The 17,495-nt window shown below is 65.9% G+C and carries 21 protein-coding genes; all 21 read left to right on the forward strand.

The window, feature by feature from the left end; genetic code table 11:
- Positions 1 to 55 precede the first annotated feature (55 nt).
- Positions 56 to 430, forward strand: a complete 375-nt coding sequence (locus BGP17_RS19310) for an NADH-quinone oxidoreductase subunit A (RefSeq protein WP_086129639.1) — start codon at positions 56 to 58, stop codon at positions 428 to 430.
- Complete coding sequence (locus BGP17_RS19315; RefSeq protein WP_286713227.1) at positions 421 to 996, forward strand: NuoB/complex I 20 kDa subunit family protein; 576 nt, start codon at positions 421 to 423, stop codon at positions 994 to 996. Before BGP17_RS19310 ends, BGP17_RS19315 begins: the two co-directional genes overlap by 10 nt.
- Positions 997 to 1,001: 5 nt before the next feature.
- Positions 1,002 to 1,877 carry an NADH-quinone oxidoreductase subunit C gene (locus BGP17_RS19320; protein ID WP_286713315.1) on the forward strand — a complete coding sequence of 292 codons (876 nt, stop codon included), beginning with the start codon at positions 1,002 to 1,004 and terminating at the stop codon, positions 1,875 to 1,877.
- A complete protein-coding gene (locus BGP17_RS19325; RefSeq protein ID WP_167298863.1) occupies positions 1,877 to 3,112 on the forward strand; it encodes an NADH-quinone oxidoreductase subunit D in 1,236 nt (411 codons plus the stop codon). Before BGP17_RS19320 ends, BGP17_RS19325 begins: the two co-directional genes overlap by 1 nt.
- Positions 3,112 to 3,432 carry a hypothetical protein gene (locus tag BGP17_RS19330; RefSeq protein WP_286713229.1) on the forward strand — a complete coding sequence of 107 codons (321 nt, stop codon included), beginning with the start codon at positions 3,112 to 3,114 and terminating at the stop codon, positions 3,430 to 3,432. The genes BGP17_RS19325 and BGP17_RS19330 overlap by 1 nt, the downstream gene beginning before the upstream one ends.
- Positions 3,425 to 3,760, forward strand: coding sequence for a nuclear transport factor 2 family protein (locus tag BGP17_RS19335; protein WP_286713231.1), 336 nt, complete (start codon positions 3,425 to 3,427; stop codon positions 3,758 to 3,760). Before BGP17_RS19330 ends, BGP17_RS19335 begins: the two co-directional genes overlap by 8 nt.
- Positions 3,757 to 3,972 (forward strand): hypothetical protein, encoded by a 216-nt coding sequence (locus tag BGP17_RS19340; RefSeq protein ID WP_286713232.1) that lies wholly within the window; start codon positions 3,757 to 3,759, stop codon positions 3,970 to 3,972. The genes BGP17_RS19335 and BGP17_RS19340 overlap by 4 nt, the downstream gene beginning before the upstream one ends.
- Positions 3,965 to 4,633: a complex I 24 kDa subunit family protein gene (locus BGP17_RS19345; RefSeq protein WP_286713234.1), complete on the forward strand. Its 669-nt coding sequence runs from the start codon at positions 3,965 to 3,967 to the stop codon at positions 4,631 to 4,633. The genes BGP17_RS19340 and BGP17_RS19345 overlap by 8 nt, the downstream gene beginning before the upstream one ends.
- Positions 4,633 to 4,806 (forward strand): hypothetical protein, encoded by a 174-nt coding sequence (locus BGP17_RS19350; protein ID WP_167298867.1) that lies wholly within the window; start codon positions 4,633 to 4,635, stop codon positions 4,804 to 4,806. Before BGP17_RS19345 ends, BGP17_RS19350 begins: the two co-directional genes overlap by 1 nt.
- The gene (nuoF, locus tag BGP17_RS19355) at positions 4,807 to 6,105 is read left to right on the forward strand and encodes an NADH-quinone oxidoreductase subunit NuoF (RefSeq protein ID WP_167298868.1); all 1,299 of its coding nucleotides are present in this window, start codon (positions 4,807 to 4,809) and stop codon (positions 6,103 to 6,105) included.
- Positions 6,102 to 6,764: a hypothetical protein gene (locus tag BGP17_RS19360; RefSeq protein WP_286713236.1), complete on the forward strand. Its 663-nt coding sequence runs from the start codon at positions 6,102 to 6,104 to the stop codon at positions 6,762 to 6,764. Before nuoF ends, BGP17_RS19360 begins: the two co-directional genes overlap by 4 nt.
- A gap of 80 nt (positions 6,765 to 6,844) precedes the next feature.
- Complete coding sequence (locus BGP17_RS19365; RefSeq protein WP_286713237.1) at positions 6,845 to 7,417, forward strand: hypothetical protein; 573 nt, start codon at positions 6,845 to 6,847, stop codon at positions 7,415 to 7,417.
- Position 7,418: 1 nt separating this feature from the next.
- Entirely contained in the window at positions 7,419 to 9,437 is a 2,019-nt protein-coding gene (nuoG, locus tag BGP17_RS19370; RefSeq protein WP_167298871.1) for an NADH-quinone oxidoreductase subunit NuoG, read from the forward strand.
- Positions 9,434 to 10,483 carry an NADH-quinone oxidoreductase subunit NuoH gene (nuoH, locus tag BGP17_RS19375; protein ID WP_286713239.1) on the forward strand — a complete coding sequence of 350 codons (1,050 nt, stop codon included), beginning with the start codon at positions 9,434 to 9,436 and terminating at the stop codon, positions 10,481 to 10,483. The genes nuoG and nuoH overlap by 4 nt, the downstream gene beginning before the upstream one ends.
- Before the next feature lies 1 nt (position 10,484).
- Positions 10,485 to 10,919, forward strand: a complete 435-nt coding sequence (locus BGP17_RS19380; protein WP_286713241.1) for a hypothetical protein — start codon at positions 10,485 to 10,487, stop codon at positions 10,917 to 10,919.
- Positions 10,919 to 11,404 carry an NADH-quinone oxidoreductase subunit NuoI gene (gene nuoI / locus BGP17_RS19385; protein ID WP_086129650.1) on the forward strand — a complete coding sequence of 162 codons (486 nt, stop codon included), beginning with the start codon at positions 10,919 to 10,921 and terminating at the stop codon, positions 11,402 to 11,404. The genes BGP17_RS19380 and nuoI overlap by 1 nt, the downstream gene beginning before the upstream one ends.
- A 33-nt stretch (positions 11,405 to 11,437) precedes the next feature.
- Positions 11,438 to 12,049, forward strand: a complete 612-nt coding sequence (locus BGP17_RS19390) for an NADH-quinone oxidoreductase subunit J (RefSeq protein WP_137861011.1) — start codon at positions 11,438 to 11,440, stop codon at positions 12,047 to 12,049.
- Entirely contained in the window at positions 12,046 to 12,351 is a 306-nt protein-coding gene (nuoK, locus tag BGP17_RS19395) for an NADH-quinone oxidoreductase subunit NuoK (RefSeq protein WP_086129652.1), read from the forward strand. Before BGP17_RS19390 ends, nuoK begins: the two co-directional genes overlap by 4 nt.
- Positions 12,351 to 14,432 carry an NADH-quinone oxidoreductase subunit L gene (gene nuoL / locus BGP17_RS19400; RefSeq protein ID WP_286713243.1) on the forward strand — a complete coding sequence of 694 codons (2,082 nt, stop codon included), beginning with the start codon at positions 12,351 to 12,353 and terminating at the stop codon, positions 14,430 to 14,432. Before nuoK ends, nuoL begins: the two co-directional genes overlap by 1 nt.
- Complete coding sequence (locus tag BGP17_RS19405; protein ID WP_167298877.1) at positions 14,429 to 16,039, forward strand: NADH-quinone oxidoreductase subunit M; 1,611 nt, start codon at positions 14,429 to 14,431, stop codon at positions 16,037 to 16,039. Before nuoL ends, BGP17_RS19405 begins: the two co-directional genes overlap by 4 nt.
- A complete protein-coding gene (nuoN, locus tag BGP17_RS19410) occupies positions 16,039 to 17,487 on the forward strand; it encodes an NADH-quinone oxidoreductase subunit NuoN (protein WP_286713244.1) in 1,449 nt (482 codons plus the stop codon). Before BGP17_RS19405 ends, nuoN begins: the two co-directional genes overlap by 1 nt.
- Positions 17,488 to 17,495 lie beyond the last annotated feature (8 nt).

Below are 17,495 nucleotides of genomic sequence, written 5' to 3' on the forward strand. Positions count from 1 at the left end.
GGAAGTGAGTCCTAGAAGCCCCCTCAGATTCCGCATCCGCGAGAAGAGAAGGCCCTTGGTCGACCTGTCACAATATCTGCCGATCCTGTTGTTCCTCGGGGTCGCTCTCGCGCTTTCCAGCGCCTTCGTGTTCCTGCCCATGCTGGTCAGCCGGCTGACGGGTTCGCACAAGCCGACCGAGGCCAAGCTCAGCGAGTATGAGTGCGGCTTCCCGGCCTTCGAGGATTCGCGCAGCCAGTTCGACGTGCGCTTCTACCTCGTCGCCATCCTGTTCATCATCTTCGATCTCGAAGCGGCGTTCCTGTACCCCTGGGCCGTCTCGGTCTTCTCGCTGGGCTGGACCGCCTGGATCTCGATGATGATCTTCATCGCCGAGCTCACGCTCGGCCTCGTCTACGCCTGGAAGAAGGGAGCGCTCGAATGGGAGTAGAACTCACCCCGTCGTCGTCGCCTTTGCCGGGCAGCGGCCTGATCGGCGCGCCGCCGCCGGGAACGCTCCCGGACGTCGGCTTCCTCAATGACATCAACGCCGAGATCGGCGACAAGGGCTTCCTGGTCACCTCGACCGAGGAACTGTTCCAATGGGCCCGCACCGGCTCGCTGTGGTGGATGACCTTCGGTCTCGCCTGCTGCGCGGTCGAGATGATCCACGTCAACATGCCGCGCTACGACATGGAGCGCTTCGGCGCCGCGCCGCGTGCGTCGCCGCGCCAGTCGGACGTGATGATCGTGGCCGGCACGCTGTGCAACAAGATGGCCCCGGCACTCCGCCGCGTCTACGACCAGATGTCGGAGCCGAAATACGTCATCTCGATGGGCAGCTGCGCCAATGGCGGCGGCTATTACCATTATAGCTACAGCGTCGTGCGCGGCTGCGACCGGATCGTGCCGGTGGACATCTATGTCCCGGGCTGCCCGCCGACCGCCGAGGCGCTGCTCTATGGCGTGATGCAGCTCCAGCGCAAGATCCGCCGCGTCGGGACGATCGAACGATGAGCGCGGTGAAGACCGCTGCGCCGCGCTTCGCTTCGAACGAAGGCGTGATCGAGGCGGCCGGGGCGGCGCTCGGCGGCATCCTGCTGTTCGCCGAGGACAGCGTGGGCGAAGTGAACCTGGTCCTCGACCGCGCCCGCCTGGTCGAGGGGCTCACGCTGCTGCGCGACACGCCGGGGCTGGAATATCAGCAGCTCATGGAGATCGCCGGCGTCGACTATCCGGACCGCGAGGAGCGGTTCGAAGTGGTCTATTGCCTGCTCAGCCTGACGCGGAACCACCGCATCAAGGTGAAGACCAGCACCGACGAGGAGAAGCCGGTTCCGTCCGTGACGGGGATCTGGCCGGTGGCGGGCTGGCTCGAGCGCGAAGTGTACGACATGTACGGCGTGCTCTTTTCGGGCAACACCGATCTGCGCCGCATCCTGACCGACTATGGTTTCGTCGGCCATCCGCAGCGCAAGGACTTCCCGCTGACCGGCTATGTCGAGCTGCGCTACTCGGAAGAGGCGAAGCGCGTGGTCTATGAGCCGGTGACGCTGGCCCAGGATTTCCGCAATTTCGACTTCATGAGCCCCTGGGAGGGCGCGAAATACGTGCTGCCGGGCGACGAGAAGGCGGCTGCCCCTGTGGCGCCTGCGCCCAAGCCGCAGCCCGAGGCCAAGGGCGCGCCGACACCGCTGACCGCGGACGAGACGGGCAAGCCCGCGCCCGCCGCCAAGCCGGCCAAGGCGAAGGTGACCAAGCCCAAGGCCAGCGACGGCACCGCCGATACCGGCGCCGGCAAGGCCGGTCCCGAGGCCGGCCCGGCGCCCGCCGATCCGGACCTGGTCAAGAAACCCCGCAAGCCGCGCGCGAAGAAGGCGCCGGAGGGTGAAGCGTAATGGCTGACTATCTCGACGAGATCGAAGGCGTCATCGACGGCGGCAAGCCGGAGAAGGGCGACACCGAGATCGCGAACTACACGATCAACTTCGGACCGCAGCACCCGGCGGCGCACGGCGTGCTGCGCCTGGTGACCGAGCTGGACGGCGAGATCATCGAGCGCATCGATCCGCATGTGGGCCTGCTCCACCGCGGCACCGAGAAGCTGATCGAGTACAAGACCTACACCCAGGCGCTGCCCTATTTCGACCGGCTCGACTATTGCTCGCCGCTGGGCATGGAATACAGCTTCGTGCTGGCGGTGGAGAAGCTGCTCGACCTCGAGGTTCCGCTGCGCGGCCAGTATCTGCGCGTGTTCTTCGCCGAGCTGACCCGCATCTGCAATCACATGCTGAACCTCGGCTCGCACGTGATGGACGTCGGCGCGATGACGCCGAACCTGTGGATGTTCGAGATCCGCGAAGACTGCCTGAACTTCCTGGAGCGCGCGTCGGGCGCGCGCATGCACTCGAACTGGTTCCGCGTCGGCGGCGTCCGCCAGGACGTGCCGCTCAAGCTGCTGACCGACATCGCGGAATGGCTCGACACGCGCCTGCCGCGCCTGTTCGGCGACGCGATCAGCCTGGTCGCCGAGAACCGCATCTTCAAGCAGCGCAATGTCGACATCGCGGTGGTGAGCCGCGAGGACGCGGTGGCCTGGGGCTTCTCCGGCCCGATGATCCGCGGCGCGGGCATCCCCTGGGACATCCGCAAGTCGCAGCCCTATGACGTGTACGACCGGGTCGAGTTCGACATCCCCGTCGGCACGCGCGGCGACTGCTATGACCGGTTCATGGTTCGCGTCGAGGAAGTCTATCAGTCCGCGCGCATCATGAAGCAGTGCCTCCAGCAGATGCCGGAGGGCCCGGTGCTCACCCTCGACCGCAAGATCGCGCCGCCGCGCCGCGGCGAGATGAAGCAGTCGATGGAAGCGCTGATCCACCACTTCAAGCTGTTCAGCGAAGGCTATCACGTGCCCGCGGGCGACGTGTATGTCGCGACGGAGAGCCCGAAGGGCGAGTTCGGCGTCTATCTGGTCTCGGACGGCAGCAACAAACCGTATCGCTGCAAGATCCGCCCCACCGCCTTCAGCCATCTCCAGGCGATGGACTTCATGTCGAAGGGCCACATGCTCGCCGACATCACCGCCATCCTGGGCGCGCTCGACATCGTGTTCGGGGAGTGCGACCGGTGATGGGCGGCGCGATCGGCCTCTTTCTGATGCTGGCCTTTTTCGCGGCGCAGGGCGGGGCGATTTTCGCCACGGCGTTCCTCTGCCTGCGTCGGCTCGGCGCGGACCAGCGGCTGAACCGGCTGCCGGCTATCATGGTCTCCTATGCGGTGTGGATCATGTTCACCCTCATCGGTTACTTCATGCTGGGTGGTGAAGGCGGCCTGATGGACGGCTTTGGCCTTGTCCTGATGCTTTGTGTCACGGCGCTGATCAGCGCGCTGGTCTATGCCGCCGTCTGGAGCTTCGTGCCTTCGCGTGAACGGGAGGGCTGTCATGGCTGACCGCATCGCGATCGCGCACGAGATGATCGCGCACTACAATGCGCAGGATGCCGATGCCTATGTGGCGCTGATGACCGACGGGGCCTGCGAGGCGGGCTATCGCGGCGCGGTGCTGCGCGAGGGCAGGGAAGGCGTGCGCTCGGGGCTGAAGGCGATGTTCGCCGAGTTCCCGCTGAACCGCGCCGATATCCTGGGCAGCTATGCGCTGGGCGACACCGTGGTGCTCCACGAGAAGGTCGCGCGTTCGCCCGAGAGCGAGCCCTTCGAGGTCATGTCGGTCTATTCCTTCGCGGACGGCCTGGTCGATCGGGTGGAGTTCATCCGATGAACCGCCGCACGCTCATGCTGCTCGCGATCGCCTTCACGGCGATGGCCGCCGGCCTGGTCCTGGTGCTGATGTTCCGGGTCTCGGGCAATGGCGAGCATCACAACAACAACGCCTTCGTGGCGCTGATCCCGGTGTACGCGGCGCTGATCCCGATTTTCATCGCGAGCCGCCGCCGTCGCAGCGCCTGTGAGAACGAGAAGAAGAATGGCTGACGCACCCCAACTCCCCGATGAAGCGGAGGTCCGCGCGCGCTGGAGCAATTTCCAGTGGACGCCGGAGAATGCCGTCAAGGCACAGGAAATCATGGGCCGCTATCCGGCGGGCCGGCAGCTCTCGTGCAGCATCCCCTATCTCGACCTGGCCCAGCGCCAGGTGGGCGCGGAGACCAACACCCAGGGCTGGCTGCCGATCCCGGCGATCGAGTTCGTCGCGCGCGAGCTCGGCGTGCCCTATATCCGCATCTTCGAGGTTGCGACCTTCTACACCATGTTCAACCTGGTGCCGGTCGGCCGCTATCACGTGCAGGTCTGCGGCACGACGCCGTGCATGCTGCGCGGCTCGGACGACGTGATGGCCGCCTGCAAGGCGCGCGGCATGAAGAAGGGCCATACCACCGAGGACGGGCTGTTCACGCTCACCGAGGTCGAGTGCATGGGCAATTGCTCCTCGGCGCCGATGGTCCAGATCAACGACGACAATTACGAGGATCTCGACTACGATCGCACGCTGGCGATCCTCGACGCGCTGGCGCGGGGCGAGAGCCCCAAGACGGGCACGCAGGAGCCCGGCCGCCACACCGTGGAGCCGCTCGGCGAGCCGACCAACCTGGCGGCGATGGAGACCGGGAACCACGATTATCGGGGGGAATGGTGATGAAGCCCGAGACCAAGAACCTCGTCTTCGTCATCCTCGCGATCATCGGCGGCATCGTCGTGCTCGGCTGGGCGCTGAAGATCGCCTTCAAGCTGGTCGGCATCGCAATCGTGCTCGGGCTCGCAGTGCTCGCGTACATTTTCATTCAGAACATGGTGGGGAAGGGCCGATAAATGCTCGCGGATAAGGACCGCATCTTCACCAATGTCTACGGCTTCCAGCCGTGGAACCTGCCGGCTGCCCAGAAGCGCGGCGATTGGGACAAGACCAAGGATCTGATGGCGATCGGACAGGACGCCATCATCGACAGGATCAAGGCGTCGGGCCTGCGCGGCCGCGGCGGCGCGGGCTTCCCGACCGGCATGAAGTGGAGCTTCATGCCCAAGGAACCGCGCCCGGATCGCCCGAACTTCCTGGTGATCAACGCCGACGAGTCCGAGCCGGGCTCGTGCAAGGACCGCGAGATCATCCGCCACGATCCGCACAAGCTGATCGAAGGCGCGCTGATCGCCGGCTTCGCGATGCGCGCGCGCGCGGCGTACATCTACATCCGCGGCGAATATATCCGCGAGGCCGAGACGCTCTTCGCGGCCGTGAAGGAAGCGTATGACGCCGGCCTGCTCGGCAAGAATGCGTGCAAGTCGGGCTATGACTTCGACGTGTTCGTCCATCGCGGCGCCGGCGCCTATATCTGCGGCGAAGAGACCGCGATGCTCGAGAGCCTAGAGGGCAAGAAGGGCCAGCCGCGCCTGAAGCCGCCCTTCCCGGCGGGCGCGGGCCTTTATGGCTGCCCGACCACGGTGAACAACGTCGAATCGATCGCGGTCGTGCCGACGATCCTGCGGCGCGGCCCGGAATGGTTCGCCAGCTTCGGCAACGAGAACAACAAGGGCACCAAGCTCTTCCAGATCTCGGGTCATGTGAACAAGCCGTGCGTGGTCGAGGAGGCCATGTCGATCCCGTTCCACGAGCTGATCGAGAAGCATTGCGGCGGCATCCGCGGCGGCTGGGACAACCTCCTCGCCGTCATCCCGGGCGGCTCCTCGGTGCCGCTGGTGCCGGCGGCGCAGATCAGGGATTGCCCGATGGACTTTGACGGCCTGCGCGCGCTCGGCTCGGGCCTGGGCACCGCGGCCGTGATCGTGATGGACAAGTCGACCGACATCGTCCGCGCGATCAGCCGGCTCAGCTACTTCTACAAGCATGAGAGCTGCGGCCAGTGCACGCCGTGCCGCGAAGGCACGGGCTGGATGTGGCGCGTGATGGAGCGGCTGCGCACCGGCGACGCCGACATCAGCGAGATCGACACGCTCCAGCAGGTCACCAAGCAGGTGGAGGGCCACACGATCTGCGCGCTCGGCGATGCCGCGGCGTGGCCGATCCAGGGCCTTATCCGCCATTTCCGTCCGGAGCTGGAGCGCCGGATCAACGAACGCCAGGCAGGTGCCGGCATGCAGGAGGCAGCGGAATGACCAAGGCCATGATGATGCTTGCGGCTTCGGCCGCGCTCGTCTGCGGTGCCGGCACTGCCGCCGCGCAGTCGCGCGGTTCGCAGGAAGACATCGCGCCGGGTGGTTTCGGCAACGATGTGGTCGCCGCGCGTCGCAGCACGCCGGCCGGCGAAGGGCCGGCGGTGTTCGGCAAATGCGCGGTCGATGCCGATCGCGCCGGTGCCACCGCGCTGCTCGACGCGAAGATCGGCAGCGGGGAATCGAAGAACGCTGCGAAGAAGCTGGCCGACAAGAAGACCAGTTGCGGCGCGATGATCGGCCGCGATCGCAGCGAGGAGATCGTTCGCGGCGCGATCGCCCGGCAGCTCTATACCGAGACCTATGCGGCTGCCCCGGCGCCGCTGACCAGCGAGCCGGCGCCCTTCCAGGGCAGCGGCGATCCGAGCCTCGTCCAGTACGACCTCGCCAGCTGCGCCGTGACGCGCGATCCGGTTGCGGCCGATGCGCTGGTCCGTGCGGCCGAGGGCTCGGCCGAGGAGCGGACGGCATTCCCGGCAGTGGTAGCCGCGGTCGGCCGCTGCACGCCGAACGGCGCCAAGATCGGCTTCAGCAAGGCGCAGCTCCGCGCCGGCGTCGCCGAGGGCCTGTGGGCCTATCGCAAGGGCATGGCCGCACGATGAGGCAGTGCCTCGCCCTGGCTGCAGCCCTTTGCGTCTTTGCGGGCGCGAGTGCGCACGCCCAGACGCCCTGGGGCGCCGACATGGGCCAGATGTCGGCCCAGGGCGATGTGCGCCTCCATCGGCCTGAAGAGGATGCCGCCTGGGCCGTCAGCACTGCCGGCGAGGCGCGGCTGCATGCGCTGGCCGCCTGTGCGGTGGCGAAGGAACCGCGCGACGCGGGCAAGATGGTCGCGCTCGGCTTTCCGGGCGAACGTCCTTCCGCAGAGGTGCTGGGCCTGTTCGCCGAAGCGAATTGCGGGGCGCGGGCGGAAGAGATCAGCGCCGGCGGGCGCTTCGTGCGCTGGGCGCTGATCGAGCAGCTCTATCTCGCCAGCCCGGCCGTGCCGGCGCCGGCCAATGCCGTGACGGACGGCGCGGCCAGCAGCAGCGCGCTCGGCGCCTGCGTGGCGGGGCGCGATCCGGCGGCCAGCGACGCGTTCGTGCGCAGCGCGCGGCGCTCGCCTGCCGAGGCGGCGGCCTTCAAGCGGATCGTGCCGGCGATCAACGCTTGCGCGGGCAAGAAGAAGTTGAACCTGAGCGGTGCCGAGATTCACGGCGTGCTCGCCGAGGGACTCTACAAGATGCGCGGTTCGGCCGCGCGGGGAACGAACTAGAATGCCGAAGCTAACCGTCGACGGAATCGAAGTGGAGGTGCCCGCGGGCGCCACCGTGCTCCAGGCCTGCGAGGCCGCGGGCAAGGAGATCCCGCGCTTCTGCTATCATGAGCGGCTGTCGATCGCCGGCAATTGCCGCATGTGCCTGGTCGAAGTGAAGCCCGGGCCGCCCAAGCCCCAGGCTTCGTGCGCGCTGCCCGCCGCCGACAACCAGGAGATCCGCACGGATTCGCCGATGGTGAAGGCCGCGCGCGAGGGCGTGATGGAGTTCCTGCTGATCAACCACCCGCTCGATTGCCCGATCTGCGATCAGGGCGGCGAGTGCGACCTGCAGGACCAGTCCGTCGCCTATGGCCGCGGCCACTCGCGCTACACCGAGAACAAGCGCGCGGTGACCGAGAAGTATATGGGTCCGATCATCAAGACGATCATGACCCGCTGCATCCAGTGCACCCGCTGCGTCCGCTTCGGCGAGGAAGTGGCCGGCGTGGAGGATATCGGCGCGATCTATCGCGGCGAGAACATGCAGATCACCACCTATCTGGAAAAGGCCTTCAAGAGCGAGCTTTCGGGCAACGCCGTCGACCTTTGTCCGGTGGGCGCGCTGACCCACAAGCCCGTCGCCTTCGAATATCGTTCGTGGGAGCTCAAGAAGAACCTGTCGATCGATGTGATGGACGCGGTCGGCACCAATATCCGGCTCGACAGTCGCGGCCGCCAGGTGATGCGCGTGCTTCCGCGCATCAACGAGGACGTGAACGAGGAGTGGGCGCACGACAAGACCCGCTATCATGTCGACGCGCTGGTCCGCCGCCGCCTCGACAAGCCCTATGTCCGCAAGGACGGCAAGCTGGTCGAAGCGAGCTGGGACGAAGCGTTCGACGCGATTGCCGCTGCCGCCAGCAAGGCCGGCGCGAGCGTCGCCGCGATCGCCGGCGACCTGGTCGATTGCGAGACGATGTATGCCGCCAAGGCGCTGGTGAAGGCGCTGGGCTCGGATCTGCTCGAAGGCCGCCAGACCGGCCTCGCCTATGACGTGTCGAACCTCGGCTCGGTGGCGTTCAACACGACGATCGCCGGCGTCGAGGACGCGGACGCGATCCTGCTGGTCGGCTCGAACCTCCGCTTCGAGGCACCGCTGATCAACACCCGCGTGCGCAAGGCGATCAAGAGGGGCGCCAAGGTCTTCGCGATCGGGCCGGAGACCGACCTGACCTACAAGGTCGAGTGGCTGGGCAACGACCTGTCGATCCTGGGCAAGCTGCCGGATCGTGCGGCAGAGGCGATCGACGCGGCGAAGAAGCCGGTGCTGATCGTCGGCCCGGGCGCGCTCAAGGAAGGGCAGGGCGCCACGCTGGCGATGGCCCAGGCTTTCCAGCGGCCCGCCACCGAAACCGAAGGCGCCTGGAACGGCTTCAACGTCGTCCACACCGCTGCCGCGCGCATGGGCGGGCTGATGCTCGGCTATGCGCAGAGGGGCGGCATTGCCGACATCGTCGCCGCTGCGCCGAAGCTCACTTTCTTCCTCGGCGCCGACGAAGTCGATTTCGACGCGTTCAAGGACAGCTTCAAGGTCTATATCGGCCATCATGGCGACAATGGCGCGCATCATGCGGACGTGATCCTGCCCGGCGCCACCTATGCCGAGAAGCCGGGCACCTATGTGAACCTGGAAGGCCGGGTGCAGCGCGCCGACCGGGCGGTGTTCGCTCCGGGCGACGCCCGCGAGGACTGGACGATCCTGCGCGCGCTGTCCGATCGCCTCGGCCACACGCTGCCGTTCGACAATTTCGAGCAACTGCGCGCCGAGATGGCGGGCGACGTGCCGGCGCTGGGCCGCGAAGGCCTGGCCGGCTATGATTTCGCGCCGCCCAAGCTGGCCGCCAAGGCCAAGGGCGAACTCGGCTATCCGATCGCCGATTTCTACCTCACCAACGCCATCTGCCGTGCGTCGCCGACGATGCAGCGCTGCTCGGCCGAGCTGATCCACGGCGAAGACTTCGCAGAGGCCGCAGAATGACTCCGTTTTTCCAATGGCTCGGCCTGCCCTTCGAATGGGCGTGGTTCGTGGCGACGATCGTCGGCATCCTGGTCATCGCGCTGCCGCTGATGCTCGCCGTGGCGATGATCATCTATGTCGACCGCAAGATCTGGGCGGCGATGGCGCTGCGCCGTGGCCCGAACGTGGTCGGCCCGCTCGGCCTGCTCCAGTCGTTCGCCGACGGCCTGAAGGTCTTCCTGCAGGAAACCATCATCCCGTCGGGCGCCAACAAGACTTTGTTCCTGCTCGCGCCGATCATCACCTTCACGGTGGCGCTGATCGTGTGGGCGGTGGTGCCGTTCCAGGCGGGCGTGGCGCTGTCGAACATCAATGTCGGCCTGCTCTACGTGCTCGCGGCCTCGTCGCTCGGCGTCTATGGCATCATCCTGGCGGGCTGGGCCTCGAACTCGAAATACCCGTTCTACTCGGCGATCCGCGCCGCGGCGCAGATGGTGAGCTATGAAGTCTCGATCGGCTTCGTGCTGATCTCGGTCGTGCTCTGGGCCGGCACCTTCAATGTCGGCGGCATCGTCGAGGCGCAGAAGGGGGCGGCGATCTTCGGCTGGGTCAACGGCTATTTCGCCAATCCGCTGCTGTTCCCGATGGCGGTGGTGTTCTTCATCTCGTCGCTGGCCGAGACGCAGCGCGCGCCGTTCGACCTGACCGAGGCCGAGAGCGAGCTCGTCGCGGGCTATCAGACCGAATATTCGTCGATGGCCTTCGCGCTCTACTGGCTGGGCGAATATGCCAACGTCATCCTGATGTGCGCGCTCAATGCGACGCTGTTCTGGGGCGGCTACCTGCCGCCGCTGGACATTCCGGTGCTCTATTACGTGCCGGGCATCATCTGGCTGCTCGCCAAGATGTGCTTCTTCTTCTTCTGCTTCAGCTGGGTGAAGGCCACGGTGCCCAGGTATCGCTACGACCAGCTGATGCGCCTGGGCTGGAAGATCTTCCTGCCGCTGTCGCTTCTCTTCGTGTTCCTGGTCTCCGGGTATCTGATGCTGATGCGAGTGGGACTCTGAGATGCTGATGCTCGCCGCGCTTCTGATGCAGGAGAAACCGCAGGATTCTCCCCTCGCGGTACCCGCGATGCCGATGACGAGCGGCGTGTCGAATCTCGATTGCAAGGTCTTGCTTCGCGATGGCGCGACGGTCGCCTTGACAGCCGATTTCGATCATGCGGCCCGTGCGATCCGATTTCGGTCGAAAGACCGAAGGTTGCCGTTGGGAGATGCGGCTATCCCGCTGCGCATCTATGCGGACTATTCCTCCTTCGAGGGCGGTGTGGCCACTGGAAAGCAATGGCTCAATTTCGAGACATCTCCCTTATCTCGATCCACGACCGTCACCCGGATAGAATTCAGGCTGGAATCCCGGCCGCCCAACGAGTGGCAGGGCGAATTGAACAGCCTTTACGGTCTAGCGATTTGCTACGCCAAACATTTGGATACCAAATGATGAACGTCGCCCATTTCATCCGCACCTGGACTCTCTGGGAGTTCGTGAAGGCGCACGCCCTGACCTTGAAGTATTTCTTCAAGCCCAAGGCGACGATCAACTATCCGTACGAGAAGAACCCGATCTCGCCCCGCTTCCGCGGCGAGCATGCGCTGCGCCGCTATCCCAATGGCGAAGAGCGCTGCATCGCGTGCAAGCTGTGCGAGGCGGTGTGCCCGGCGCTGGCGATCACGATCGAGGCCGAGCCGCGCGAGGACGGCAGCCGCCGCACCACGCGCTACGACATCGACATGACCAAGTGCATCTATTGCGGCCTGTGCCAGGAAGCCTGCCCGGTCGATGCGATCGTCGAGGGCCCGAACTTCGAGTTCGCCACCGAGAGCCGCGAGGAGCTGATCTACCAGAAGGAGAAGCTGCTCGAGAATGGCGACCGCTGGGAGCGCGCGATCGCCGCGAACCTTGCCGCCGATGCACCGTACCGTTAAGCGCACGCCAATCTACAGGGGCCATCCGATTCCGTGATCCAGCTTCTCGCCTTTTACCTGTTCGCATTCGTTGTGTGCGCCTCCGGCGCCATGACGATCCTGTCGCGCAACCCGGTCCATTCCGTCCTGTGGCTCATCCTGGCGTTCTTCAACGCCGCCGGCCTGATGGTGCTCGCCAATGCCGAGTTCATCGCGATGCTGCTCGTCATCGTCTATGTCGGCGCGGTCGCCGTGCTGTTCCTCTTCGTGGTCATGATGCTCAACATCGACTTTGCGGAGCTGCGCGCCGGGGTGATGCGCTATGCCGCGGTGGGCGTGGCGCTTGCCGTCGCGCTGGTCGCGGAGATCCTGATCGCGGTGGGCGCCTATAGCGCCGGTGCGCTCCAGCTCGGCCGCCGCGTCGCGCCGGTCGATGCCAAGGTGCCCAACATCGAGGCGATCGGCCAGCTTCTCTATTCCCGCTACCTGTTCGTGTTCGAAGGCGCCGGCCTGGTGCTGCTCGTCGCGATGATCGGCGCGATCGTGCTGACGCTGCGTCCGCGCACCGACGTCAAGCCGCAGAAGATCAGCCGCCAGGTCCAACGCCGCGCCAAGGACGCGACCCGCAACGTGAACCATCCCGTGGGGCAGGGGGTCGAGCTGTGATCACCCTTACGCACTATCTCGTCGTCAGCGCGATCCTGTTCACGCTGGGCGTGCTCGGCATCTTCATGAACCGCAAGAACCTCATCGTCATCCTGATGGCGATCGAGCTGATCCTGCTGTCCGTGAACCTCAACCTCGTGGCGTTCTCGAACGCCCTGGGAGACCTGGTGGGCCAGGTCTTCGCGATGTTCGTGCTCACCGTCGCTGCCGGTGAGGCCGCGATCGGTCTCGCCATTCTCGTTATCTACTTCCGCGGCCGCGGCACGATCTCGGTCGAAGACGTCAATCGGATGAAGGGCTGATGTCGGCGATCCATTTCATCGTATTCCTGCCGCTGCTCGCGGCAGTCGTGGCCGGGCTTGCCAACAAGTCCTTCGGCAGCACGTTCCCCAAGGTGATCACCACGGGGTCGCTGTTCATTGCCTGCGCGCTCTCCTGGCCGATCTTCCTTCAGTATCTCGGCGGCAGTGCCGAGCCGACGATCTCGCCGGTGTTCACCTGGATGCTGAGCGGTTCGATGCAGGTCGACTGGGCGCTGCGCGTCGACAGCCTGACCGCGGTGATGCTCGTGGTGGTGACCAGCGTCTCGGCGCTCGTCCACCTCTATAGCTGGGGCTATATGTCGGAGGAGCCGGATCAGCCGCGCTTCTTCGCCTACCTGTCGCTCTTCACCTTCGCGATGCTGATGCTCGTGACGGCCAACAACCTGGTCCAGATGTTCTTCGGCTGGGAAGGCGTGGGCCTGGCATCCTACCTCCTGATCGGCTTCTGGTTCCGCAAGCCGAGCGCGAACGCCGCCGCGATCAAGGCCTTCGTGGTCAATCGCGTGGGCGATCTCGGCTTCATGCTCGGCATCTTCGGCACCTTCCTGGTGTTCGGCACGATCGACATCCCGACGATCCTCGCCGCCGCGCCGAACATGCACGGCTCGACCATCGGCTTCCTGGGTCACCGCTTCGACACGATGACCGTGCTCTGCCTGCTGCTGTTCGTCGGCGCGATGGGCAAGTCGGCGCAGCTCGGCCTGCACACCTGGCTTCCGGACGCGATGGAAGGCCCGACCCCGGTGTCGGCGCTGATCCACGCCGCGACCATGGTGACCGCCGGCGTATTCATGGTCTGCCGCATGTCGCCGATGTTCGAGCAGAGCGCGGTCGCGCTGGGCGTGGTGACCTTTGTCGGCGCCGCGACCTGCTTCTTCGCCGCCACCGTCGGCACGACGCAGACCGACATCAAGCGCGTCATCGCCTATTCGACCTGCTCGCAGCTCGGCTACATGTTCTTCGCCGCCGGCGTCGGCGCGTACGGCGCGGCGATGTTCCACCTGTTCACGCACGCCTTCTTCAAGGCACTGCTGTTCCTGGGTGCCGGCTCGGTGATCCACGCGATGCACCATGAGCAGGACATGCGCTTCTATGGCGGCCTCAGAAAGCATATCCCGGTCACCTTCTGGACGATGCTGTTCGGCACGCTCGCCATCACCGGCGTCGGCATCCCCGGCATCTTCGGCAACACCGCGTTCGGCTTCGCCGGCTTCCACTCGAAGGACGCGATCATCGAGGCGAGCTATGCCGCGGGGCAGACCAGCGCCTTCTGGGTCGGCGTGTTCGTCGCGCTGCTCACCAGCTTCTACAGCTGGCGCCTGGTGTTCCTGACCTTCTACGGCAAGCCGCGCTGGGCGGGTTCGGAGCATATCCAGCACGCGGTCCACGATCATCACGGCCATGGCCATGACGATCATCACGACAGCGAAGCCGAAGCGAGCGACCATGCGCCGACCGCGGACGAGATCCTGCACGGCCACCATCCCGAGGGCACGGCGGGCTATCACCCGCACGAGAGCCCCTGGGTGATGCTGGTGCCGCTGGTGCTGCTGACGCTGGGCGCGATCTTCGCCGGCTTCGTCTTCCACGGCGCGTTCATCGAGCCGAGCGCGGGCGAAAGCTATTGGCGCGGTGCCATCGCCTTCAACGAGCATCTGATGCACGCGATGCACGAGGTGCCGGTATGGGTGAAGCTCAGCGCGACCTTCGCGATGCTGAGCGGCCTGGCCATCGCCTATGGCGCGTACATCGTGTCGCCGAGCTTCCCGGCGAAATTCGCCGAGGCGTTCCGCCCGCTGTACCTCTTCTCGCTCAACAAATGGTATTTCGACGAGCTCTACAACTTCCTGTTCGTGCGCCCCGCCTTCGCGATCGGCCGCCTGTTCTGGAAGAAGGGTGACGAAGCCACGATCGACCGGTTCGGCCCGAACGGTGCCGCCAAGGTCGTCCAGCTCGGCAGCTTCGGCGCTGCCCGGCTGCAATCCGGATATGTCTACGCCTATGCCTTCATCATGCTGATCGGCCTCACTGCCGCGCTGACCTGGGTGATCGCGCGATGAGCGGCTTCCCGATCCTCACCGTCATGCTGGCGGTGCCCGCGTTCGCCGCGGTCGCCTGCCTGTTCGTCAACGCGCAATCGGCCCGCTGGCTGGCGCTTGCCGCCACCTTTGTCGACCTCGCGCTCGGCATCCTGCTCTGGGCCAATTTCCAGACCGGCGACGGCGCTGCGCAGTGGCAGTTCGTCGAGCATGTCCGCCTGTTCGGCATCGGCGGCGCCGAGTTCGCCTGGGCGCTGGGCATCGACGGCTTCGCGCTGCTGCTGATCGTCCTCTCGGTCTTCCTGATGCCGATTTGCATCGGGGCGAGCTGGCGCTCGATCGAGAAGCGCGTGCCCGAATATATGGCGGCCTTCCTCGCCACCGAAGTGCTGATGATCGGCACTTTCGCGGCGCAGGACCTGATGCTGTTCTACGTCTTCTTCGAAGGCGGCCTGATCCCGATGTTCCTGATCATCGGCATCTGGGGCGGCGCCAATCGCATCTACGCGTCGTACAAGTTCTTCCTGTACACGCTGCTCGGCTCGCTGCTGATGCTGATCGCGATCCTCTACATGATCCTGACCACGGGCACGACGTCGATCCCGGCGCTGATGGCGCATGATTTCCCGCCGCATGTGCAGACATGGCTATGGCTGGCCTTCTTCGCCTCGTTCGCAGTGAAGATGCCGATGTGGCCGGTCCACACCTGGCTCCCCGACGCGCACGTGCAGGCGCCGACCGCCGGTTCGGTGATCCTGGCGGGCGTGCTGCTGAAGCTTGGCGGCTATGGCTTCCTGCGCTTCTCGCTGCCGATGTTCCCGGAGGCTTCGGCCCAGTTCATCTGGCTGGTCTTCGCCCTGTCGGCCGTCGCGGTGATCTACACGTCGCTGGTGGCGCTGGTGCAGAGCGACATGAAGAAGCTGATCGCCTATTCGTCGGTCGCGCACATGGCGATCGTCACCTTCGGCCTGTTCGCGTTCAACGCGCAGGGCGTCGAGGGCGCGATGATGGTGATGCTCGGTCACGGCGTGGTCTCGGGCGCGCTGTTCCTCTGCGTCGGCGTGATCTATGACCGGCTGCACACCCGCGAGATCGACCGCTATGGCGGCCTTGCGATCAACATGCCGCGCTATGCCGTGCTGTTCCTGCTGTTCACCATGGCCTCGGTCGGCCTGCCGGGCACCAGCAACTTCATCGGCGAGTTCCTGAGCCTTGCCGGCCTCTACCAGGTCTCGACGCTCTATGCGCTGCTGGGCACCACCGGCATCATCCTGGGTGCGGCGTACATGCTGTACCTGTACCGCCGGGTGGCATTCGGCGACCTGACCAAGGACGATGTGAAGGCGATGCCGGACCTCGACCTGCGCGAGTTCGTCATGCTCGGCGCGCTGGCCGCGGTGACGCTCTGGATGGGCGTCTATCCGGAGAGCTTCATGAAGCCGATGCGCGGCGACGTGCAGAAGCTGGTCGCGCGTCTCGAGCGCGCCGCGCCCGCCGGAGACTCGGCGCCGACCGTCGGCAAGCCCGCGCCTGCCGCCGCTGAACATGGCGAACACGCCGCTGCCCCTGCTGCGCACGCGCCCAAGGGCGCTCCGGCAGAAGCCTCCGCGCACGGGGAGGCGCACTAATGAACTATTCGTTGCAACTGATGATGGCGCTGCCCGAGCTGGTGCTCGCTATCGGCGCCGTCCTCCTCCTGCTCGTTGCCGCATGGGGCGGCGCCCAGTCGACCAAGCTGGTCAGCTGGACCGCGATCGCGGTGCTGGTCGGCGCGGGCATCGCGCTGGCCGGCCCGGCTTCGGCCGGGGGCGAGGCCTTTGGCGGCCTCTATCGTCCGGACATGTTCGCCGCCTTCGCCAAGGCGCTGATCTTCCTGGCCGCCGGCGTCTCGATCCTGATCGCGCCGCGCTTCTTCCAGCAGACTTCGGGCGACGATCTGCGCCCGGAATATCCGGTGCTGATCCTGCTCTCCGCGGTGGGCATGGGCATGATGGTCTCGGCGGGCGACCTGATGAGCCTCTATGTCGGCCTCGAGCTGCAGAGCCTCTCGGCCTATATCCTGGCGAGCTTCATGCGCCGCGACACGCGTTCGGCGGAAGCGGGCCTGAAATATTTCGTCCTCGGCGCGCTGGCTTCGGGCATCCTGCTCTACGGCATCTCGCTGGTCTATGGCTTCTCGGGCACGACGTTGTTCTCGGGGATCGCCGATGCCTATGCGTCGGGCGACCAGAAGATCGGGCTGCTGTTCGGCCTGGTGTTCGTCTTCTCGGGCCTTGCCTTCAAGATGTCGGCCGTGCCGTTCCACATGTGGACGCCGGACGTCTATGAAGGCGCGCCGACCCCGGTGACGGCCTTCTTCGCCTCGGCGCCCAAGGTCGCGGCGATCGCACTCGCCACGCGCGTGGCGATCGATGCGATGGGCCCGGCGATCGCCGACTGGCGCCAGATCGTGATCTTCGCTTCGCTGGCCTCGATCCTCTTCGGCTCGATCGCGGCGATCCGCCAGGAGAACATCAAGCGGCTGCTCGCCTATTCGTCGATCGCGAATGTCGGCTTCGCGCTGGTCGGCCTTGCCGCCGGCGGCGAGGCGGGCGTTTCGAGCGTGCTCTATTATGTCGCGATCTATGTGGTGATGACGCTGGGCAGCTTCCTAGTGGTGCTGCAGATGCGCGACCATGAGGGTCGTCCGGTCGAGACGATCTCGAGCCTGGCCGGCATGTCGCGCACGCGGCCTGGGCTGGCCGTGGCGCTGGCGATCTTCATGTTCAGCCTTGCCGGCATCCCGCCGCTGCTCGGCTTCTTTTCGAAGCTGCAGGTGTTCCTGGCGGCAGTGCATGCGGGCCTCTATGTCTTCGCTGCGGTGGCCGCTGCCGCCTCGACGATCGGCGCCTATTATTATCTCCGCATCGTCAAGGTGATGTATTTCGATGAGCCGGCGCCGGCCTTTGGCGGCCGCACCGATCCGGTCGAAGGCGCGCTGCTGGCGGTTGCCGCAGTGGTGATCTCGCCGCTGGGCTGGCCGCTGCTCGGCTATCTCGAGGTCTGGACCGGCGCGGCCGCAAAGGCGCTGTTCTGACCGGGATT

The organism is Sphingomonas sp. 67-41, assembly GCF_001899725.1.
In the GTDB taxonomy this organism is placed as follows: Bacteria; Pseudomonadota; Alphaproteobacteria; order Sphingomonadales; family Sphingomonadaceae; genus Sphingomonas; species Sphingomonas leidyi.

Excerpts from the sequence above, each read along its gene's own strand:
- BGP17_RS19315 (WP_286713227.1), top strand. The coding sequence starts at position 421 with ATGGGAGTAGAACTCACCCCGTCGTCGTCGCCTTTGCCGGGCAGCGGC.
- BGP17_RS19325 (WP_167298863.1), top strand. The coding sequence starts at position 1,877 with ATGGCTGACTATCTCGACGAGATCGAAGGCGTCATCGACGGCGGCAAG.
- BGP17_RS19330 (WP_286713229.1), top strand. The coding sequence starts at position 3,112 with ATGGGCGGCGCGATCGGCCTCTTTCTGATGCTGGCCTTTTTCGCGGCG.
- BGP17_RS19335 (WP_286713231.1), top strand. The coding sequence starts at position 3,425 with ATGGCTGACCGCATCGCGATCGCGCACGAGATGATCGCGCACTACAAT.
- BGP17_RS19340 (WP_286713232.1), top strand. The coding sequence starts at position 3,757 with ATGAACCGCCGCACGCTCATGCTGCTCGCGATCGCCTTCACGGCGATG.
- BGP17_RS19345 (WP_286713234.1), top strand. The coding sequence starts at position 3,965 with ATGGCTGACGCACCCCAACTCCCCGATGAAGCGGAGGTCCGCGCGCGC.
- BGP17_RS19350 (WP_167298867.1), top strand. The coding sequence starts at position 4,633 with ATGAAGCCCGAGACCAAGAACCTCGTCTTCGTCATCCTCGCGATCATC.
- nuoF (WP_167298868.1), top strand. The coding sequence starts at position 4,807 with ATGCTCGCGGATAAGGACCGCATCTTCACCAATGTCTACGGCTTCCAG.
- BGP17_RS19360 (WP_286713236.1), top strand. The coding sequence starts at position 6,102 with ATGACCAAGGCCATGATGATGCTTGCGGCTTCGGCCGCGCTCGTCTGC.
- BGP17_RS19365 (WP_286713237.1), top strand. The coding sequence starts at position 6,845 with ATGGGCCAGATGTCGGCCCAGGGCGATGTGCGCCTCCATCGGCCTGAA.
- nuoG (WP_167298871.1), top strand. The coding sequence starts at position 7,419 with ATGCCGAAGCTAACCGTCGACGGAATCGAAGTGGAGGTGCCCGCGGGC.
- nuoH (WP_286713239.1), top strand. The coding sequence starts at position 9,434 with ATGACTCCGTTTTTCCAATGGCTCGGCCTGCCCTTCGAATGGGCGTGG.
- BGP17_RS19380 (WP_286713241.1), top strand. The coding sequence starts at position 10,485 with ATGCTGATGCTCGCCGCGCTTCTGATGCAGGAGAAACCGCAGGATTCT.
- nuoI (WP_086129650.1), top strand. The coding sequence starts at position 10,919 with ATGAACGTCGCCCATTTCATCCGCACCTGGACTCTCTGGGAGTTCGTG.
- nuoL (WP_286713243.1), top strand. The coding sequence starts at position 12,351 with ATGTCGGCGATCCATTTCATCGTATTCCTGCCGCTGCTCGCGGCAGTC.
- BGP17_RS19405 (WP_167298877.1), top strand. The coding sequence starts at position 14,429 with ATGAGCGGCTTCCCGATCCTCACCGTCATGCTGGCGGTGCCCGCGTTC.
- nuoN (WP_286713244.1), top strand. The coding sequence starts at position 16,039 with ATGAACTATTCGTTGCAACTGATGATGGCGCTGCCCGAGCTGGTGCTC.